17 protein-coding genes and 1 other RNA gene are annotated in these 16,731 nt (G+C 64.0%); 9 read left to right on the top strand and 9 right to left on the bottom strand.

Features of this window, described 5'->3' with window-relative positions; translation table 11 throughout:
- The first annotated feature begins 28 nt into the window (after nt 1-28).
- Nucleotides 29-4,003: an AsmA family protein gene (locus JT360_RS01765; protein WP_214469773.1), complete on the top strand. Its 3,975-nt coding sequence runs from the start codon at nt 29-31 to the stop codon at nt 4,001-4,003.
- A 93-nt stretch (nt 4,004-4,096) separates the two neighbouring features.
- On the opposite strand, the gene JT360_RS01760 is transcribed toward JT360_RS01765, so the two are convergent.
- From JT360_RS01760 to JT360_RS01750, 3 genes are all read right to left on the bottom strand, one after another.
- Nucleotides 4,097-4,984: a sigma-70 family RNA polymerase sigma factor gene (locus tag JT360_RS01760; RefSeq protein ID WP_214469772.1), complete on the bottom strand. Its 888-nt coding sequence runs from the start codon at nt 4,982-4,984 to the stop codon at nt 4,097-4,099.
- A 21-nt stretch (nt 4,985-5,005) separates the two neighbouring features.
- Complete coding sequence (locus tag JT360_RS01755; RefSeq protein ID WP_214469771.1) at nt 5,006-5,311, bottom strand: hypothetical protein; 306 nt, start codon at nt 5,309-5,311, stop codon at nt 5,006-5,008.
- 114 nt (nt 5,312-5,425) lie between these two features.
- Entirely contained in the window at nt 5,426-5,857 is a 432-nt protein-coding gene (locus JT360_RS01750) for a MarR family winged helix-turn-helix transcriptional regulator (protein WP_214469770.1), read from the bottom strand.
- A 156-nt stretch (nt 5,858-6,013) separates the two neighbouring features.
- Here JT360_RS01750 and JT360_RS01745 point away from each other — a divergent pair, with 156 nt between their 5' ends.
- A complete protein-coding gene (locus JT360_RS01745; protein WP_214469769.1) occupies nt 6,014-7,816 on the top strand; it encodes a chloride channel protein in 1,803 nt (600 codons plus the stop codon).
- On the opposite strand, the gene JT360_RS01740 is transcribed toward JT360_RS01745, so the two are convergent.
- The 4 genes from JT360_RS01740 to JT360_RS01725 all read right to left on the bottom strand — a co-directional run bounded on the left by JT360_RS01740 (nt 7,813) and on the right by JT360_RS01725 (nt 9,634).
- Complete coding sequence (locus JT360_RS01740; protein ID WP_214469768.1) at nt 7,813-8,037, bottom strand: ribbon-helix-helix domain-containing protein; 225 nt, start codon at nt 8,035-8,037, stop codon at nt 7,813-7,815. The genes JT360_RS01745 and JT360_RS01740 overlap by 4 nt on opposite strands.
- Nucleotides 8,038-8,047: 10 nt before the next feature.
- Nucleotides 8,048-8,245 carry a DUF4169 family protein gene (locus JT360_RS01735; protein ID WP_214469767.1) on the bottom strand — a complete coding sequence of 66 codons (198 nt, stop codon included), beginning with the start codon at nt 8,243-8,245 and terminating at the stop codon, nt 8,048-8,050.
- Between the two features lie 16 nt (nt 8,246-8,261).
- Nucleotides 8,262-8,801: an SspB family protein gene (locus JT360_RS01730; RefSeq protein ID WP_214469766.1), complete on the bottom strand. Its 540-nt coding sequence runs from the start codon at nt 8,799-8,801 to the stop codon at nt 8,262-8,264.
- 143 nt (nt 8,802-8,944) lie between these two features.
- On the bottom strand, nt 8,945-9,634 hold the full coding sequence (locus JT360_RS01725; protein WP_214469765.1) for a TetR/AcrR family transcriptional regulator: 690 nt from the start codon (nt 9,632-9,634) through the stop codon (nt 8,945-8,947).
- A gap of 190 nt (nt 9,635-9,824) precedes the next feature.
- Between JT360_RS01725 and JT360_RS01720 the strand changes: the two genes are divergently transcribed.
- On the top strand, nt 9,825-11,030 hold the full coding sequence (locus JT360_RS01720; protein ID WP_214469764.1) for a multidrug effflux MFS transporter: 1,206 nt from the start codon (nt 9,825-9,827) through the stop codon (nt 11,028-11,030).
- Between the two features lie 210 nt (nt 11,031-11,240).
- On the opposite strand, the gene ssrA is transcribed toward JT360_RS01720, so the two are convergent.
- Nucleotides 11,241-11,601: a transfer-messenger RNA gene (gene ssrA / locus JT360_RS01715) on the bottom strand.
- 166 nt (nt 11,602-11,767) lie between these two features.
- Here ssrA and JT360_RS01710 point away from each other — a divergent pair.
- Together JT360_RS01710 and JT360_RS01705 are read left to right on the top strand one after the other, a co-directional pair.
- The gene (locus JT360_RS01710) at nt 11,768-12,079 is read left to right on the top strand and encodes a DUF2853 family protein (RefSeq protein WP_214469763.1); all 312 of its coding nucleotides are present in this window, start codon (nt 11,768-11,770) and stop codon (nt 12,077-12,079) included.
- Nucleotides 12,080-12,432: 353 nt separating this feature from the next.
- Nucleotides 12,433-13,227: a thymidylate synthase gene (locus JT360_RS01705; protein ID WP_214470098.1), complete on the top strand. Its 795-nt coding sequence runs from the start codon at nt 12,433-12,435 to the stop codon at nt 13,225-13,227.
- Between the two features lie 10 nt (nt 13,228-13,237).
- Here JT360_RS01705 and JT360_RS01700 read toward each other — a convergent pair whose 3' ends face one another.
- Nucleotides 13,238-13,447 carry a TOBE domain-containing protein gene (locus JT360_RS01700; RefSeq protein ID WP_214469762.1) on the bottom strand — a complete coding sequence of 70 codons (210 nt, stop codon included), beginning with the start codon at nt 13,445-13,447 and terminating at the stop codon, nt 13,238-13,240.
- A 157-nt stretch (nt 13,448-13,604) separates the two neighbouring features.
- Between JT360_RS01700 and modA the strand changes: the two genes are divergently transcribed.
- From modA to JT360_RS01680, 4 genes are all read left to right on the top strand, one after another.
- On the top strand, nt 13,605-14,399 hold the full coding sequence (gene modA, locus JT360_RS01695) for a molybdate ABC transporter substrate-binding protein (RefSeq protein ID WP_214469761.1): 795 nt from the start codon (nt 13,605-13,607) through the stop codon (nt 14,397-14,399).
- Nucleotides 14,400-14,424: 25 nt separating this feature from the next.
- The gene (gene modB / locus JT360_RS01690; RefSeq protein ID WP_214469760.1) at nt 14,425-15,129 is read left to right on the top strand and encodes a molybdate ABC transporter permease subunit; all 705 of its coding nucleotides are present in this window, start codon (nt 14,425-14,427) and stop codon (nt 15,127-15,129) included.
- Complete coding sequence (modC, locus tag JT360_RS01685; protein WP_214469759.1) at nt 15,126-16,238, top strand: molybdenum ABC transporter ATP-binding protein; 1,113 nt, start codon at nt 15,126-15,128, stop codon at nt 16,236-16,238. The genes modB and modC overlap by 4 nt, the downstream gene beginning before the upstream one ends.
- 110 nt (nt 16,239-16,348) lie before the next feature.
- A complete protein-coding gene (locus JT360_RS01680; RefSeq protein WP_214469758.1) occupies nt 16,349-16,690 on the top strand; it encodes a winged helix-turn-helix domain-containing protein in 342 nt (113 codons plus the stop codon).
- Nucleotides 16,691-16,731 lie beyond the last annotated feature (41 nt).

Raw genomic sequence — 16,731 nt, 5'->3', positions numbered from 1 at the left:
AGAATTTCAATCAACCTGTTCGGAGCTGATGCTCGCACGCCTGTTCGTGATCTTTGGTGGCTTGTTCGTGCTGGTGCTGTGCGCGGCGCTGGTGGTGCCTTATTTTGTCGACTGGACCGGTTACCGCGCCGATTTCGAGCGCGAGGCAAGCGCCATCCTCGGCCGCAAGGTGACCGTGCAGGGCGAGGCCACGGCAAGGCTGTTGCCGTTCCCCTCGGTGACCTTCTCCAACGTCGCCGTAGCCGGCGGTCCAAACGGCCAGCCGTCCATGACCGTCGAGACGTTCTCGATGGATGCCGAACTGGCGCCCTTCCTGCGCGGCGAGGTGCTGATCTTCGACATGCGGCTGGTGCGGCCGAAAGCGACAATCGACATTGCCAGGGATGGAACCGTCGACTGGGCCATGCGCCCGTCGTCGCCCTTCAACCCCGGCCAGATCTCGATCGAGAAGCTGACGGTGACGGAAGGGCAGGTCGAACTGCGCCATGCCGCGGGTGGCCGCAGCCATCTCATGTCCGAGATCAACTCCACCATCTCGGCCAAGTCGCTGGCCGGCCCGTGGCGCATGGACGGCACGTTGCGGCTGGACGGTTTGCGCACCACGGTCGCGGCAACGACCGGCAAGGCCGAACCCTCCGGGCAGATGCGGCTTCGGCTGAAGGCCGATCCCTATGCCTACCCGCTTGCCATCGAGACCGACGGCAACGCCGGCATCGTCAACGGTGCGGCCGTCTATTCCGGCCAGTTCAAGATTGCTGCCGCCGACAAGAATGGCGCCGACAAGGACAGTGCCGAGCTGCGCGGCAACGATGGCGAGACGGTGAAGGTCAGCGCCGGCAAGCCGGATCCCGGCTTCCGGCTGAACGGAAAGTTTTCGCTCGACCACCAGAAGCTCGGCGTCGACGAATTCCGTTTCGAGACCGGCCCGCTGGATAATCCCTACACCGCCGACGGCAAGGCTTCGGTCGATCTCGGCCAGAAGCCGAGTTTCGCCATCGAGGCCAATGGCGCGCAGGTGCAGTTCGACGAGGCGGTGGGCGCGCAGGCCGGCGCCGGCCTGACACTGGATCAGCGCATCGCCGGGCTCGAGCAGGCTCTGATAGGGCTGCCGAAGCCGACCATCCCCGGCACCGTCGAGGTCAAGCTGCCGGCAGTGGTGGCCGGCGATACGACGGTCCGTGACGTTCATCTTTCCGCAGAACCGGTTCAGGGTGGCTGGTCGGTGAAATCGCTTGCCGCGACCTTGCCCGGCCGCACCACGCTGGAAGCCAATGGCATGCTGAGCCTCGAGGACCATTTCGGCTTCAGCGGTTCGCTGCTGCTGGCCGTGGCACAGCCTTCCGGCTTTGCCGCCTGGCTGTCGAAGGATGTCGACGAGGCGATCCGCCGTCTGCCGGCCGCCGGCTTCAAGGCCAAGGTCGATCTCTCGGAAAAACGCCAGGCCTTTAGCGACCTCGAACTGATCCTCGGCAAGGCGAAGTTTTCCGGACGCATCGATTCCAGCCAGCCCGACGACGCCAGGCCCTCGGTGCTGATGCGGCTCGAGGGCGGCGAACTCGATGTCGACGGGCTGGCGGCCTTCGCCTCGATCTTCGTCAGCGACAAGGGCACCAACCGCTTCGCCGACCGCGATCTCGATTTCCAGATCAAGGCCGGGCCGGTCAGCGCCGGCGGCTTGACCGCCGACACAGTCGACACGGCGCTGAGGTTGCGTGAGGGCTTGCTCGAAATCGACCGGCTGTCGGTGGGTGGGCTGGCCGGCGCCTCGATCAGCGCCACGGGCCGGATCAAGGATTTTCCGGCGAGCCCGACCGGCAAGCTGGACGCATCGGTTGTCGCCGTCGATCTGAAGCCGCTGATCGACGTTGCCGCGCAGCATTACCCCTACAGCGCTATTCTGAAAGGGCTCGCGAGCCGTGCGGCCGCCTATCCCGACCTGTTCCAGGATGCCCGCGTCGACCTCGTGGCGAGTGCCGCCGACAATGGCGATGGCACAACGGGCCTGGCGGTGAGCGGACAGGGCAAGGCCGGCGGCTCCGCCTTTTCCGCTTCGCTGTCGGGAAGGGGAGCGCCGGACAAGCTGCTTGAAGCGCCGGTGACACTGACCTTCAACGCCAAGAATCCCGACGCCACCGCTCTCTTGGCGCTTTACGGCCTGCCGGCGCTGCCGCTCGGCATGCTGGGTGAGGCAAGCACGGACATTCAGGCCAAGGGCACGTTCGGCGGTGGCCTGGCGACGAATTTCAGCCTCGCCGGCAACGACTTCAAGGCCGGCTTCGAAGGGACGATCGCCGATACGCCACAGGGGCCCACCGCCAAGGGCAAGATCAACCTCGATGCCGCCGACATCGAACCCTGGCTGATGACGACTGGTATCGGTTTGCCGGGCATGGGGGCGGGCATGTCGACGTCGCTCTCGGCACAAGGGGACTATGGCAACGGCCTGCTGGTGCTCGACAATGTCAACGGCGCCATCAACGAGGCGGCGGTGTCCGGCGACGTCAATGTCGATGTCAAGGACGGCGTGCCGCATCTGGCCGGCGCGCTGGCGCTCGATGAGCTCGACCTCGATCCGATGGCGGTGGCGCTGTTCGGCGATTCGGCTTTCCTTGCTGGGGCCGACAAGAGTGGGAGCGACAAGAACGCGACCGACAGGGGCGGCGTCTGGCCGGCAGCGCCCTTCAGCCAGAAATCCAGCCTCCCGTTCACCGCCGATCTCGACCTGAGGACGTCGGCGCTGGCAGCAGGACCGTTCGCCACCGCCTACGACGCGGGCTTGTCGCTGAAACTCGACCAGGAAGGCATCCGCGTTTCGGACCTCAAGGCCAAATTCCTCGGCGGGGCGCTGACCGGGCTGTTCGAGCTGAAGAACAATGACGGCACCGGGCTTTTCACCGGCCAGATGAAGCTGGCGGGCGCGGATCTGACAAATGTGCTGCCGGACGCCGGCATCAGCGGCGTCAGCGATGTCTCGATGGCGCTGTCGACGAGCGGCAAGTCGGTCGATGCGATGGTCGCCGCTCTGTCCGGCTCCGGTACGGCGGCGTTGGAGGGCTTGCAGGTCGCCGGTGTCAATCCCGATGCGTTCAGCGCGTTGCTGGCCAAGGCGGATGCGATCGGGCGCGATATCGACGCGGCCAAGACCGCCGCCTTTGCGCCTGATATCGCCGCCGATGGCAGCTTTGCCGCCGGGAATGCCGACGTCGCTTTCACGATTGCCGGCGGTACGCTGCGGGCGCCGCCGATCAGCCTTGAAAACCCGGCGGCGACCTTGTCCGCCGACATCACGGCCGATCTCAGCGCCAGCACGGTTTCCGCCGAGGGAGCGATCACCTACCGGCCCGGCGACGAGGCGCTGGTCGGCTCCGAGCCCGTCATGAATTTCACCGCCGAGGGCCCGTTCGGCGCCGTGAAACGGCAATTCGACAGCGAGCCGCTGGCGCAGTTCCTGACCCAGCGGGCGCTGGAAAAGGAGCAGCAGCGCGTCGAGGCGATGCAGGCGGCCCTGCTGGAGAAGCAACGGCTGCGGCGTGAGGTGCGCTATTACGCGGCACTTCAGGACGCGCGCGACAAGGCCGCCGAGGAACTTCGTCAGCAGGAGGAGGCCGCGCGGCTGAAAGCGGAGGCGGACGCCAAGGCGAAAGCGGAGGCTGACGCCCAGGCCCAGGCTGAAGCGGATGCCAAGGCGAAGGCCGACGCGGAAGCGAAAGCCAAGGCCGATGCCGAAGCCAAGGCAAAGGCGGATGCCGATGCGAAGGCCGCGGCAGAGCAGCAGGCAGCGGACAAGGCGGCCAAGACCCAGGCGGAGCAGGAGCGCCAGAAGGCGGAAGAGGCGACGCGCATCGCCTCGCAGGAAAAGGCAAGGCTCGAGGCCGAACGCAAAGCCGCCGAACAGGCGCCGAAGCCAGATCCGGCGCCACCGCCGCCGGCCAACGACAATCCGCCGGCCAAGCCAAAGGCCAATCCGTTCACGATCGACAATCTGTTGAAATCGTTGGAGTAGGGCAGTAGGGCAGCAGGGCAGTAGGGCAGTAGGGCAGTAGGGCAGTAGGGCAGTAGGGCAGTAGGGCAGTAGGTCTTCCCGTCCGGAATCGTCTCAAAGAACCAATAGTTCGGCGCTGTCGGCGGCGTAGCGGGCGTGGCGAAAATCACGGATGGCGGCAAGCCTGCCGTCCTGCCAGGACAACAGGATGAAATAGGTCGGGCGCGCCGTCGGGTCGTTGGGATCACGGACGAGGATTGCCGGCCTGTCTTCGACAAAGCCGGGCACGAGGCGCCAATCCTGCACGCGGGAATAGTTGCCGAAATAGGTGCCCACTTCCTTGCGGCCGTTGAGTCTTGTCCTGGCCACCAGTTCCAACCGTACCTCTTCGGCCAGCATGTCACGCACCGCGTCGAAATCGCGGGCGTTGAAGCGATCGATGTAAGCATTGAGCAGCAGACGCTCTCCGGCGCTCAGTCTCGGAACAGGGCGGTCGTCCGGTTCGTCCGCAAGCTCGCGCAGCCGACCGCGGCCGCGATGCAGCGCCGCCTTGATGGCCGGGATGCTGGTTTCGAGCGTGGCGCTGATCTCCTGCAGGGAGTAGCCCAGGACGTCCATCATGATGACGCTGCTGCGCTGCGCGACGGGAAGGCGCATGAAGGTGTGCAGCCCGGCAGCCGCGGCCTGACGATCGATGGTGGGGTTCACCAGGTCGACGATCATGTCCGGATCCTCATCGGAATAGACCTTTTCACGGGCGCGGCGGCGCAGGAAATCGAGCGCCGTATTGTGGGCGATGCGAAACAGCCAGCCTTCCGGGTTGGCGATCGGTCCGGCATCTGGCAAAGCTCCGACCGCCTTGGCCAGCGCCTCCTGCAGCACATCCTCGCCGTCGATGACCGAGCCTGTCATACGGGCGCAGTAACGGTGCAGCTTGGGGCGCAATTCCCCAAACAGGCGTTCGAAAAGCTCGTGATGCTCGCCGGGAATGGGAATGTTCATGAGCCTCTGCGATGTCCTCGGCTACTCATCCAGCATCCGGTAGCTGCCCACAACTGTCATCTCGTCGCGCTGCGGACGTTCGCTGCAACGATCCCTGATGCCGCTTTGAAATGCCTCGAATGCGGCCAGTCCGGTGATGATGTCGGAATGCGCATCGGTTTCCGTCTCGACCAAATGGACGAATGTCCCATCGCCGGATCGCAATGTCATGTAGCGAACGCCGTCCGGCGATTTGTCGCGCAGCTCCTGGAAAACGGCCTTGACCAACCGCTCGTTCTCATCGGCCCGTTCCGGTTTCGTCTTGTAGCGTATCAGATGGCGTTTCATCTCTGGCCTTCCTCTGCCTGCGCCCCTTGAAGCTCTCATCGGCTAGACGTTGCGAAGAGAGCAAAGGATGCGGGCGCCGTGAAAATATGTCACCACGCGCAAGATGCCGAGGTGTCACTCGCGGTCGAGCAGGCGCCGCAGCATGGGCTCGATGCGGGAGAGTTCGTCGAGATGCGCCGCCGACAGCTCGGCTAGCGAATCGTCGGCGCGCTCGGTCAGCCGCAGCAGCACACGGCGATGGTCGTCCTTGTCCTGGTCCCGTACGACCAGCCCCGCCTCGCCGAGGCGGTTGACGAGTTCGACTGCGCTGTGATGGCGGATGCGCAGGCGTTCCGCCAGGTCGCCGATCGTTACCGGTCCGGCGCCTGGAAACCCCTTGATCGCGAGCAGCGCCTGGTGTTGGCGCGGCGTCAGCCCGGCGTCTTCCGCCTGGATCTGGCTGAATTCGAGGAAGCGGCGGATCAGGTAGCGAAACTCCGACAGCCGCTGGTAGTCGGCCGGTTTGATGGCGGGGCGAGGCTTCCTGGGTTGCGTCATGTCTGACATGTGTTCGTTTTCGGGCGAAAGCTCAAATGGATTTCGAGCAAATTCGGCTTGAACAGATATATCGTGTTACGATACATAGCCAGCCGACAATCCGGCTGGCCCTTTCGACCGTGCCGCACGTCCGAGATTCGGCCCGGTGCCAGGAAGCAAAACATCATGAAGACCCATCAACCCAATCCCGATCATCTCAGGGATTTTACAACCGACGCCAGAGTGCTGCTGGTTGCCGCCATAGCCGTCGTGGTCGCCACGGCGGGTCTGTTTGCCGGCATCGCGCTGTTGAAGCTGATCCGGCTTGCCACCAACATTGCCTATTTCGGCCAGTTCTCGCTCGCCGAGCTGAAGCTGCAGGACACGTCGCTTGGGCTTGCCGCTGTCGTCGTTCCGGTGATCGGCGCGCTGATCATCGGTCTGATGGCTCGATACGGCAGCGAGAAGATCCGCGGTCATGGCATTCCCGAGGCCATCGAGGCGATCCTGCTCGGGCGCTCGAAGCTCGACGCCAAGGTGGCGATCCTGAAGCCGCTGTCTTCGGCGATCTCGATCGGCTCCGGCGGTCCCTTCGGCGCCGAAGGTCCGATCATCATGACCGGCGGCGCGATCGGTTCGCTGATCGCGCAGATGCTGCCGGTCAGCGACAACGAACGCAAGACGCTGCTGGTGGCAGGGGCCGCGGCCGGCATGACCACCGTCTTCGGCACGCCGATCGCCGCCATCATGCTGGCGGTCGAACTGCTGCTCTTCGAATGGACGCCGCGCAGCTTCATTCCGGTGGCAGTCGCGGCTGTTATCGCCGAGGTCGAGCGCACCCTGCTGCATCTGCCCGGGCCGATCTTCCCGTTCCAGGGCGGCATGGCCGTGTCGTTCGCCGGGCTTGGCGGCTGGGTGCTGGTCGGCATCTGCGCCGGCCTGCTGTCGGGGCTTTTGACGCAGATGGTCTATGCCTGCGAGGACGGCTTCCAGAAGCTGCCCATCCACTGGATGTGGTGGCCGATGCTTGGCGGCCTGGTGGTCGGCATAGGCGGGTTGATCGAGCCGCGGGCGCTCGGTGTCGGCTATGACAACATTTCAGACATGCTGAACGGCCATACGCTCGCTACTGCGGCGCTGATCCTGCTGGTGATCAAGGCCATCATCTGGTCGGTGGCGCTTGGTTCGGGAACATCGGGAGGCGTGCTGGCACCGCTCCTGATCATGGGCGGCGCGATGGGGGCGGTGCTCGCCGGTTTCCTGCCGGCGGCAGATCCGGGCCTCTGGGCACTGCTGGCGATGGCCGCCACGATGGGCGGCACGATGCGGGCGCCGCTGACGGCGACCTTCTTCGCCGTCGAGTTGACCGGCAACACGCATGTGCTGGTGCCGCTGATCGCGGCTTGTGCCGCGGCGCACGCCGTCACCGTGCTTCTGATGAAGCGCTCGATCCTGACCGAGAAGATCGCCAGAAGGGGACATCATCTGGTTCGCGAATATCGCGTCGATCCCTTCGCGCTGACCAGGGTGCGCGAGGTGATGACGTCGCAGGTCGAGAGCGTGCCGGCGACGATGACGCTGCATGGCGCGGCGGCCTTCCTGACCGCGCCGGAGACGCGGCATCCGAGCTTCCCGGTAGTCGATGAGAACAGGCAGGTGCTCGGCCTGATCGATCCGCCGGCGATCCTGCGCTGGAGACGCACCGGCAAGCACAGGACGACGACGCTCGGAGACTTGCTTGCCGGAAGCAAGATGACGCTCGCCTATCCCGACGAGTATCTGGAAGGCCTGTCGGACAAGCTGTTGATGGCCAATGTGTCGCATTTGCCTGTCGTTGCCCGCGAAAACCAGCAACTGGTCGGTTATGTCGGCTGGAAGGATATGATGCGCGTGCGCTCGAGGAAGCAGGCCGAGGAGCGCGATCGCTCGACCTTGCTTGGCTTCGGCACCAGGCGCGGGAAAAAGACGGACGCGGTCGAGAGCCTTTAGCTGCTCGTCTCGCGCTTCGCCCATTCCAGGACATGAAGCCTTAGCGCCGAGGACAGGTTGGTGTCGCGAGGCCGCGTCTCGTCGACTTCGGCGACAAGAGCGGCGAGCGTCAGCTTTCTGGCCGCCGCGATGGCGACGAGATCCTCATAGAAGGGCTTTTCGAGGGAATAGCTGGTGCGGTGGCCGCGAATGGTCACCGAGCGTTTTTCGACCGCGTTCACGCCGACACGCTCATTGGTCGTCTTCAGCGCCCGATGGTTCGCGGCGGTGCCCCGCGACAAATGTCTCGGCCTTGTCGGCGGTGACGCGGTCGCGTTGCTTCTCTGCATTGGTGCGGCCGTGCAGGGCCCGGTTCTGTTCAGCGATGCGCACCTTCTCGGCCCGTGCCTTCTGCTTGCGGGCCAGGCGGAGATTGACGATGTCGGCCATGGTGCGAACCGCCGGCCTATTTCTTGCGGAAAGCGTCGAGCGAGACCACTTCGGCGCCCTTGGCGCCGGCGTCGGTCGCGGCGGGCTTCTTCTCCGGCTCGGCGGCCGGGGCTTTCTTGTCCGCCTTCGGCTTTTTCTCGGAGACGATGGTCAGCGGCTCGGCTGTTGGCGTTGCCGGTTCCTCGTCGGGCTGAGCATCGGTCTTGACGTCGAACTCAAGTTCGAAATTGACCGAGGGATCATAGAAGCCGCGCACGGCCGAGAACGGGATCTCGAGTTTCTCCGGCACGTCGGAGAAGGACAGGCCGACCTCGAAGCCGGTGTCGGTCACCTTCAGGTCCCAATACTGGAACTGGATGACGATGGTCATCTGCTCGGGATAGCGCTCGCGCAGCCGCGACGACACGCGCACGCCCGGCGCGCCGGTCAGGAAGGTGATGAAGAAATGATGGTTGCCGGGGAGGCCGGTGCGCGCGACTTCGGCCAGAACCTTGCGCATGACGCCGCGCAACGCCTCCTGGGCCAGAATGTCGTAGCGGATGTGGTCGTCGGCCATGTGGTGGTCGGGTTCCGTTGAATCGTCCGCATAGCTGTAATCAAGCTTGAGCGCGGCGTAAACCGCATATAGACCGCCGCCGCGTCGAAGCGAGGACTATTGCCAACGATTTGATCGGCGAAGCTGCCTCGCAGGCACGATCATCAGGCGTGGGCTAGCGCGGCCTGCTTTTTCACATTGGCTGGGGAAGGGCGCCTGCCGAAGGCGCGCAGGAAGGTGCGCACGCCATTTGTCGCCGACTGCACCACCTCGTCCTCGCACGGCGTGCCGCCGAGCATGAAGGTCGTCTGCAGTTCGGCATTGACGAGGCCGAGGAACTGGCGCGCCGCCACGTCGGGGTCGTCGATCGTGAGATAGCCGCCATAGGCGAGGCGGGCGAAGCGGGCAGCGATTGCCGGCCATGTCCTGCCCGGCCCATGTTCGCGCCACTCGGCAAACAATTCGGGATAGCGCTCGCCTTCGGTCTGGATCAGCTTGCGCAGGAATTTTCCGTCGCGGTTGCAGATGCAGTTCTGGTTCAGGCGCACGGCAAAGCCGATCAGGTCGGCCTCGAGATCTCCCGGCTGGTCAGGAAAGGTGGCGATGGTGGCGAAGATACCGGCATTGCAGCGCTCCGTGAGGTCGCGCACTACGGCCATGAAGAGCTTTTCCTTGTCTCCATGGTGGTTGTAGACGGTCTGGCGCGAAACGCCGGCCTCGGCGGCGATCAGATCGATATTGGCGCCGGCGAAGCCCTCCCGGCAGAACACACCGGCGGCGGCGTCGACGATCGACAGGCGCTTGGCCTCATGGCCGCGTGGCGGGAAAATGTCAGGAGAAACGCTCGGTCTCATGAAAAACTATATAGAGGTGATTGACGATTTAGACAAGAGTGTCTAAATTTGTGGACACGATACAAAGAGGTTTCGCTCCGGAAGAGACGAAGAGAATTCGCTCTTGGCGAGTCGGAATCTCATGGGATGGAACGTCCTGGGGTTAGACGTCGCCCGGCGGCGGCAACCAGATTCGAAAGAAGCCAATATCATGAGTCCCAAATTCCTCCGCATCGCGGTCGTGCTCGGCCTGTTGTCGGCCATCGGCCCGTTCGCGATCGACATGTATCTTCCCGCCTTGCCGTCGATCGGCGAGGATCTGCACGCCGGTACGGCCGCCGTGCAGATGAGCCTGCTGATCTTCTTCCTTTCGATGGGCTTCGGCCAGATCGTCGTCGGGCCGATCTCCGACATGGTCGGCCGCAAACTGCCGCTCTATGGCGGGCTTGCGCTGTTCATGGTCGGCGGAATCGGTTCGGCAATGAGCCCGACCATCGAATGGCTGATTGCCTTCCGCTTCCTGCAGGGCCTTGGCGCCAGTGCCGGCATGGCCGTGCCGCGCGCCATCGTGCGCGACCTGCACACCGGTAATGAGGCCGCCAAGCTGATGTCCTTGCTGATGCTGGTGTTTTCGGTGTCGCCGATCCTGGCGCCGCTGACCGGCAGCCAGATCATCGAGAATTTCGGCTGGCGCGCCGTGTTCTGGACGGTGACCGGTGCGGCAGCCCTCGCCACCATCCTGCTCGCGACCTCGCTCAAGGAGACGCGGCCGGCGGAAGAACGCGTCGGTTCCTCCTTCGGGACCGCGCTTGCCGGCTACCGCTTCCTGATGGGCGACCGCAATTTCCTTGGCCTGGTGGCGATCGCCGGCTTCGGCATTGCGAGCTTCTTCGTTTACCTGTCGAGCTCGTCCTTCATCCTGATCGACCATTACGGGCTGTCGCCTTCGGTCTACAGCGTGTTCTTCTCGATCAATGCGGTGGCCTTCATCGGCATGTCGCAGCTGACGGGACTGCTGGCCGAGCGCTTCGGGCTGCGGCGCGTGGTGCGTGTCGCGGTGACCGGCTACGCGTCGACGATGGTCGTGCTGTTCGCGGTGATGGCGACAGGCGTCGACCGGCTCGACGTGATGGCGGCACTGCTGTTCGTCGGTTACGGCTTCCTCGGCCTGGTCATCCCGACCACTTCTGTGCTGGCCATGGAAGAACATGGCGAGATCGCTGGTACCGCCTCGGCGCTGATGGGCACGCTGCACTTCGCCATTGGCGCGCTCGCCATGGGTGTGGCCGGCGTGTTCTTCGACGGCACGCCGCTGCCGATGGTCGCCGGCATCACGCTCTGTGCCGTGATTTCGTTCACGCTGGCGAAGGTCACGCTCGGCCGCTCGCGCGAGGCGGTCGAGGCACCGGCGGAATAGGCGCTGCTCGCAAGCACATGAAAAGGCCGGGTTTTCCCGGCCTTTTTTATGCGGAATCCTGCTCGCCCAGCACGAAGAATCGATCGGAATCGTTTCGCATTTTTTGCTCATGCGGAAAAAGACGCGCGACGCAGCGGCTTCGCGGCTCGTGCCAAGTCGGGCCGGCAAAAGCCTGCCATTATGCGTGATGCGGATTGAAGGAGGGGGAGAAGTGGAGGTTTCTGTTGCCAGGTACCTCCGAACCCCGCCTAGAAGTGCGAACCCCTAGGGCTTGATTTGAAGCTATCGCACTGCATTAAGCAGCGAGACGTGCTTCCGCATAGTTGTCGTTGGCAACTATAAGTTTAGCCCGATAACGGTGGTACAATGCCGGGCAAAAGTACGATCTTTACACCTTCGTCGATCCTATTTCGCCCCCAGCAAAAACCGCTCTGTCCTCAACAGCGGCTTATGGTGGAGGCGCCGGGTACCGCCCCCGGGTCCGAACGGCTTATTTCATCGCCCATTTATCGCCATAGTCGGTCAAGCCGACAAACCGAATATAGGGGCCGTTCATCGAAAATGAAAGGCCGCAATGGCACTTTGTCCCGTGCCAAAACCGCGCTGCCGAGGGTTGACTTGGGTGCGGTCTCAACCGAAGCTTTGCGCGGTGAGGAGTTACCGACCGAGCGCATAAGTTGCGAAGCGCGCCACAGCCCTCATCGATCGGATCCGTGGCGCCGACGAGGGGAATTTTGATGGCCGACTATCTTGCGGATGTGAAGAAGTATGACGCCGCGGCAAATGCCGATGCGGTCGAGAAGATCGTCAAGCATCTGGGCATTGCGCTGAGAAACCGCGATTCCTCGCTGGTGTCTTGCACCGACCCGAAGGAGTTGGAGCGGGTCAAGGAGAACTGGGTGGTCAAGAAGCTCGGCGTCAGCGACGGAGCGAAAGCCGACGCCGCGATCGAGAAGACCTGCAAGGCGATGGCCGCGGATCACAGCAAGGGTCGAGTGACCTTCTATTATCTGGTGGCCAAGGATCTGGGCAAGCTCGGCTCGCTCTGACGATCGCACCAACTGGCTGACGCGGGGCTGGGCAGTCGGTTCAGGTTGACCTTCACTTCACTAGGCGTCAGCGCGGCCCCTCATCTGGCTGCCGCCATCTTCTCCCCGTGAACGGGGAGAAGGACGCTGTTGCAGGCGATTTCGCCAACCGCCAGCGTTGCAAGCAGGGCGCCGACGTCAAGGCCAGCACCTTTCTCCCCGTCACTATACGGGGAGAAATGCCCGGCAGGGCAATGAGGGGCGGCGCAAGCGCTGGGGGAGAGTGATGGGGCAAGCGATGCTTGCAGCATTTTGAGGTGTTCGGCCGCCCATCGGGCAGCTATATTATCTGTACTCGAATCGAGCCGGAACCGATGCGCCAGTATCTCGACCTCTTGCAGCATGTGCTGGAAAACGGCGCCGATCGCGGCGACCGCACGGGCACCGGGACGCGCTCCGTCTTCGGTTACCAGATGCGTTTCGATCTGGCGCGCGGTTTTCCGGTCACCACCACCAAGAAGCTGCACTTGAAGTCGATCATCCATGAACTCCTGTGGTTCCTGGCCGGCGACACCAACATCAAATATCTGACCGACAACGGCGTTTCCATCTGGGACGAATGGGCCGACGAGAATGGCGACCTCGGCCCGGTCTATGGCAAACAGTGGCGCTCCTGGCCGGACGGCCACGGCGGCTCGATCGACCAGATCGCGAATCTTTTGAAGGAGATACGCCGCAATCCTCAATCGCGGCGGCTGATCGTCTCGGCCTGGAACCCGGCCGAGGTGGAAGCGATGGCGCTGCCACCCTGCCACTGCCTGTTCCAGTTCTACGTGTCCGAGGGCCGGCTTTCCTGCCAGCTTTACCAGCGCTCGGCCGATATCTTCCTCGGCGTGCCGTTCAACATCGCGTCCTACGCGCTGCTGACGCTGATGGTGGCGCAGGTGACCGGGCTGAAGCCGGGCGATTTCGTCCATACGCTCGGCGACGCGCATCTCTACTCCAACCATTTCGAACAGGCGCGCGAACAGTTGCGGCGCACGCCAAGGGCGCTGCCGACGATGTGGATCAACCCGGACGTGAAGGACCTGTTCGCCTTCCGCTTCGAGGATTTCCGGCTGGAAAACTACGTCGCCGATGCGTCGATCAAGGCGCCGATCGCCGTTTGAGCCACAGGCCTCAGTCGACCCCAACCATCACGTCCGAGGCCTTGACCACGGCATAGGCCTGCTTGCCCTTTTCGAGCTTCAGGTCGGCAACGGCCTCGTTGGTGATCGACGCGGTGACGATGGCGCCGCCGCCGATGTCGATCCGGACATGCGAGATGGTGGCGCCTTTGACGATCTCGGTGATCGTTCCCTTGAGGATGTTGCGAGCGCTGATCTTCATTGGGCTCTCCTTTTCGAGGGTTTCGTGTTCGTCCTATCAGAACAATCGGTGCCGCAGAGGCGTTTTCGCAAGATGCCGGCCTTCCCTTGTTATATCCAGGCGGATATATCGGTTGACTTCGAGCCGATCGGATTTTCACAACCAGGGAGAGTTTTCGATGACGCGCAAAGGTTTCGGGTTGAGGGCGATCGCCATTAGCGGTTTTGCGGCGACGCTGATGGCGGCGGTGCCGGCCGCGCACGCGGAAGGCAAGGTCGTGGTGTTTGCGGCGGCCAGCCTGAAGGACGCGCTCGACGCGGTGAACAAGGCCTGCGAGGCCGATGTCGGCGAGGCTGCGACGATCTCCTATGCCGCGAGTTCGGCGCTGGCCAAGCAGATCGAGGGCGGCGCACCGGCCGACGTCTTCATCTCGGCCGACCTCGACTGGATGAAATATCTCTCCGACAAGAAGCTGATCAAGCCCGACACCGAGGTGAAGCTGCTCGGCAACGAGATCGTGCTGGTGGCGCCGAAGGATTCGACTGATAAAGCCAAGATCGAGAAGGGTTTTGACCTCGCCAAGCTGGTCGGCGACGGCAGGCTCGCCATGGGCGACTTCAAGGCGGTGCCCGCCGGCAAGTACGGCAAGGCGGCACTGGAATCGCTCGGCGTCTGGTCTTCGGTCGAAGGCAAGGTGGCGCAGGCCGAGAATGTGCGTGCGGCGCTGAAGCTGGTTTCAACAGGCGAGGCGGCGCTCGGCATCGTCTACGCCACTGATGCTCATGCCGAAAAAGGCGTCAAGGTGGTCGGAACCTTCCCGGAGGATTCGCATCCGCCGATCATCTATCCGGTTGCCCAGACCGCCGATTCGAAGGACAAGGATACGCCGGCCTTCCTGAAGTGCCTGCAGTCCGCCAAGGCCGGCGCGCTCTTCAAGGAGCAGGGCTTCACCGTGCTCTCGCCGAGCAACTGAATTCGAAAGGCCCTGATATCGCACCATGAACTGGCTGCTGGACCTCACTCCCGACGAATGGAATGCGGTCCGGCTGTCGATCAAGGTGGCGACGGTGGCGATGCTTTTCAGCCTGCCACCGGGCATATTGATCGCGCTGCTGCTTGCCCGAGCAAAGTTCTGGGGCAAGACGCTGCTCAACGGGCTGGTGCATCTGCCATTGATCCTGCCGCCTGTGGTGACCGGCTATCTGCTGCTGCTGTCTTTCGGCAAGCGCGGCCCGGCCGGTGTCTTCCTGGCCGAGCATTTCGGCATCGTCTTCTCGTTTCGCTGGACGGGTGCGGCACTTGCCTGCGGCGTCATGGGCTTCCCCCTGATGGTGCGGGCGATCCGGCTATCGATCGAGGCGGTGGACCGCAAAATCGAAGCGGCGGCGGGAACGCTCGGCGCCAACCCGCTGTGGGTGTTTAGCACCATCACGCTGCCGCTGATCCTGCCCGGGCTGATCGCCGGTGCCATCCTGTCCTTCGCCAAGGCGATGGGCGAATTCGGCGCGACGATCACCTTCGTCTCCAACATCCCCAACGAAACGCAGACGCTGCCGTCGGCCATCTACACTTTTACACAGGTGCCGGGCGGCGATGAAGGCGCGCTGCGGCTGACGCTGATCTCGATCGTCATCTCGATGGCGGCACTGGTCGCTTCGGAAGTTCTGGCGCGGCGCGTCGGCCGGCGGATGGACATCGAATGAGCGTTCTTGTCGACATCGGCCACCGGCTTGGCGATTTCGCCATCGACATCCGCTTCGAGAGCGCCGGGCGGCTGACGGCACTGTTCGGCCCGTCGGGGTCGGGCAAGACGACGCTGATCAACATGATCGCGGGGCTGATCCGGCCAGACAAGGGGCGCATCGCGGTCGACGGCCGCGTGCTGGTCGACGCGGATGCCGGCATTTTCGTGCCGAAGCACAGGCGCCGCATCGGCATGGTGTTCCAGGACGCGCGGCTGTTTCCGCATATGAGCGTGGCCAGCAATCTGCGCTATGGCCGCTGGTTCACGCCGGCAGCCGAGCGCTACGCCGATATGGATGCCGTTGTCGACCTGCTCGGCATCGCTCCGCTCCTGGACAGGCGGCCGGCAAAGCTGTCGGGCGGCGAGAGGCAGCGCGTGGCGATCGGCCGGGCGCTGCTGGCCAGCCCCAGATTGCTGCTCATGGACGAGCCGCTGGCCTCGCTTGACGATGCGCGCAAGGCCGAGATCCTGCCCTATATCGAACGGCTGCGCGACGAGACGAAGATCCCGATCGTCTATGTCAGCCATTCGGTCGCCGAGGTGGCGCGGCTGGCGAGCGACGTGGTGATGCTGGCGCAAGGCAAGGTCGTCGCCAGCGGTTCGATCGAGGCCGTCATGCAAAGGCTCGACCTGCTGCCGGCCGAAGAGCGCGGCGAGGGTGGTGCTGTGCTGGACACGAAAGTGCTGCGTCATGACGAGGCTTTCGGCATGACGGTGCTCGGCTCGGCCGCCGGTGAAATTCGTGTGCCGCGACTGGCCGTGGCGGCGGGAGCGCCGGTGCGCATCCGCATCCGTGCCCGCGATGTGATGATCGCCACCGAAGAGCCGACGGGCCTCAGCGCACTCAACATCCTGCCCGGCACGATCGTCGCGATCCGTCCGGGCGGGGGTCCTACGGTCGAGCTTGGCATCGACTGCAACGGCGCAACGGTTCTGGCCCGCATCACCGAGCAGTCGCGGCAAGCACTGAAATTGCGGCTCGGCGGCAAGGTTTTCGCAGTGGTCAAGACGGTGAGCTTCGACCGGGCGAACACCGGGGCCGGTTTGCCGCTCGAGGTCGATGGCTGACAGGTGCGGCGATCACCGCTATATTGATTTGGAATAACGGTATCGCCAACGCAGCTTTGACATCGAGGCAACTTTGATAGCAAGGCCGGGGTGATCGCGGAGGAGTAAAAATGCCGTCGCTGAGCTTGCGGATAAATCTCGATCCCGACGGTCGAATCGGTCCGGGCAAGGTCGAGCTGCTGGAGCAGATCGCCGCCTTCGGTTCGATTTCGGCCGCGGCGCGCGGCATGGAGATGTCCTACAAGCACGCCTGGGACCTGGTCGAGGACATGAACCGGGTGTTCGGCAAGCCGCTGGTGGCGGCGCAGACCGGCGGCCGCAAGGGCGGCGGCGCGCAACTGACTGCGGTCGGCCTGGCGGTGGTCAGCCGCTTCCGCGCCATCGAGCGCGCCGCGGCAGCTGCGGCGGCGACGCATATGGATGCATTACAGGCCGAGATCGACGCTGCGTAGGGCAGTAGGGCAGTAGGGCAGTAGGGCAGTAGGGCAGTAGG

It is taken from the genome of Mesorhizobium sp. dw_380 (assembly GCF_018588885.1).
GTDB lineage: Bacteria > Pseudomonadota > Alphaproteobacteria > Rhizobiales > Rhizobiaceae > Mesorhizobium.
Note: the sequence above shows the minus strand (reverse complement) of the source record. Positions and strands in the feature narration are given on the sequence as shown.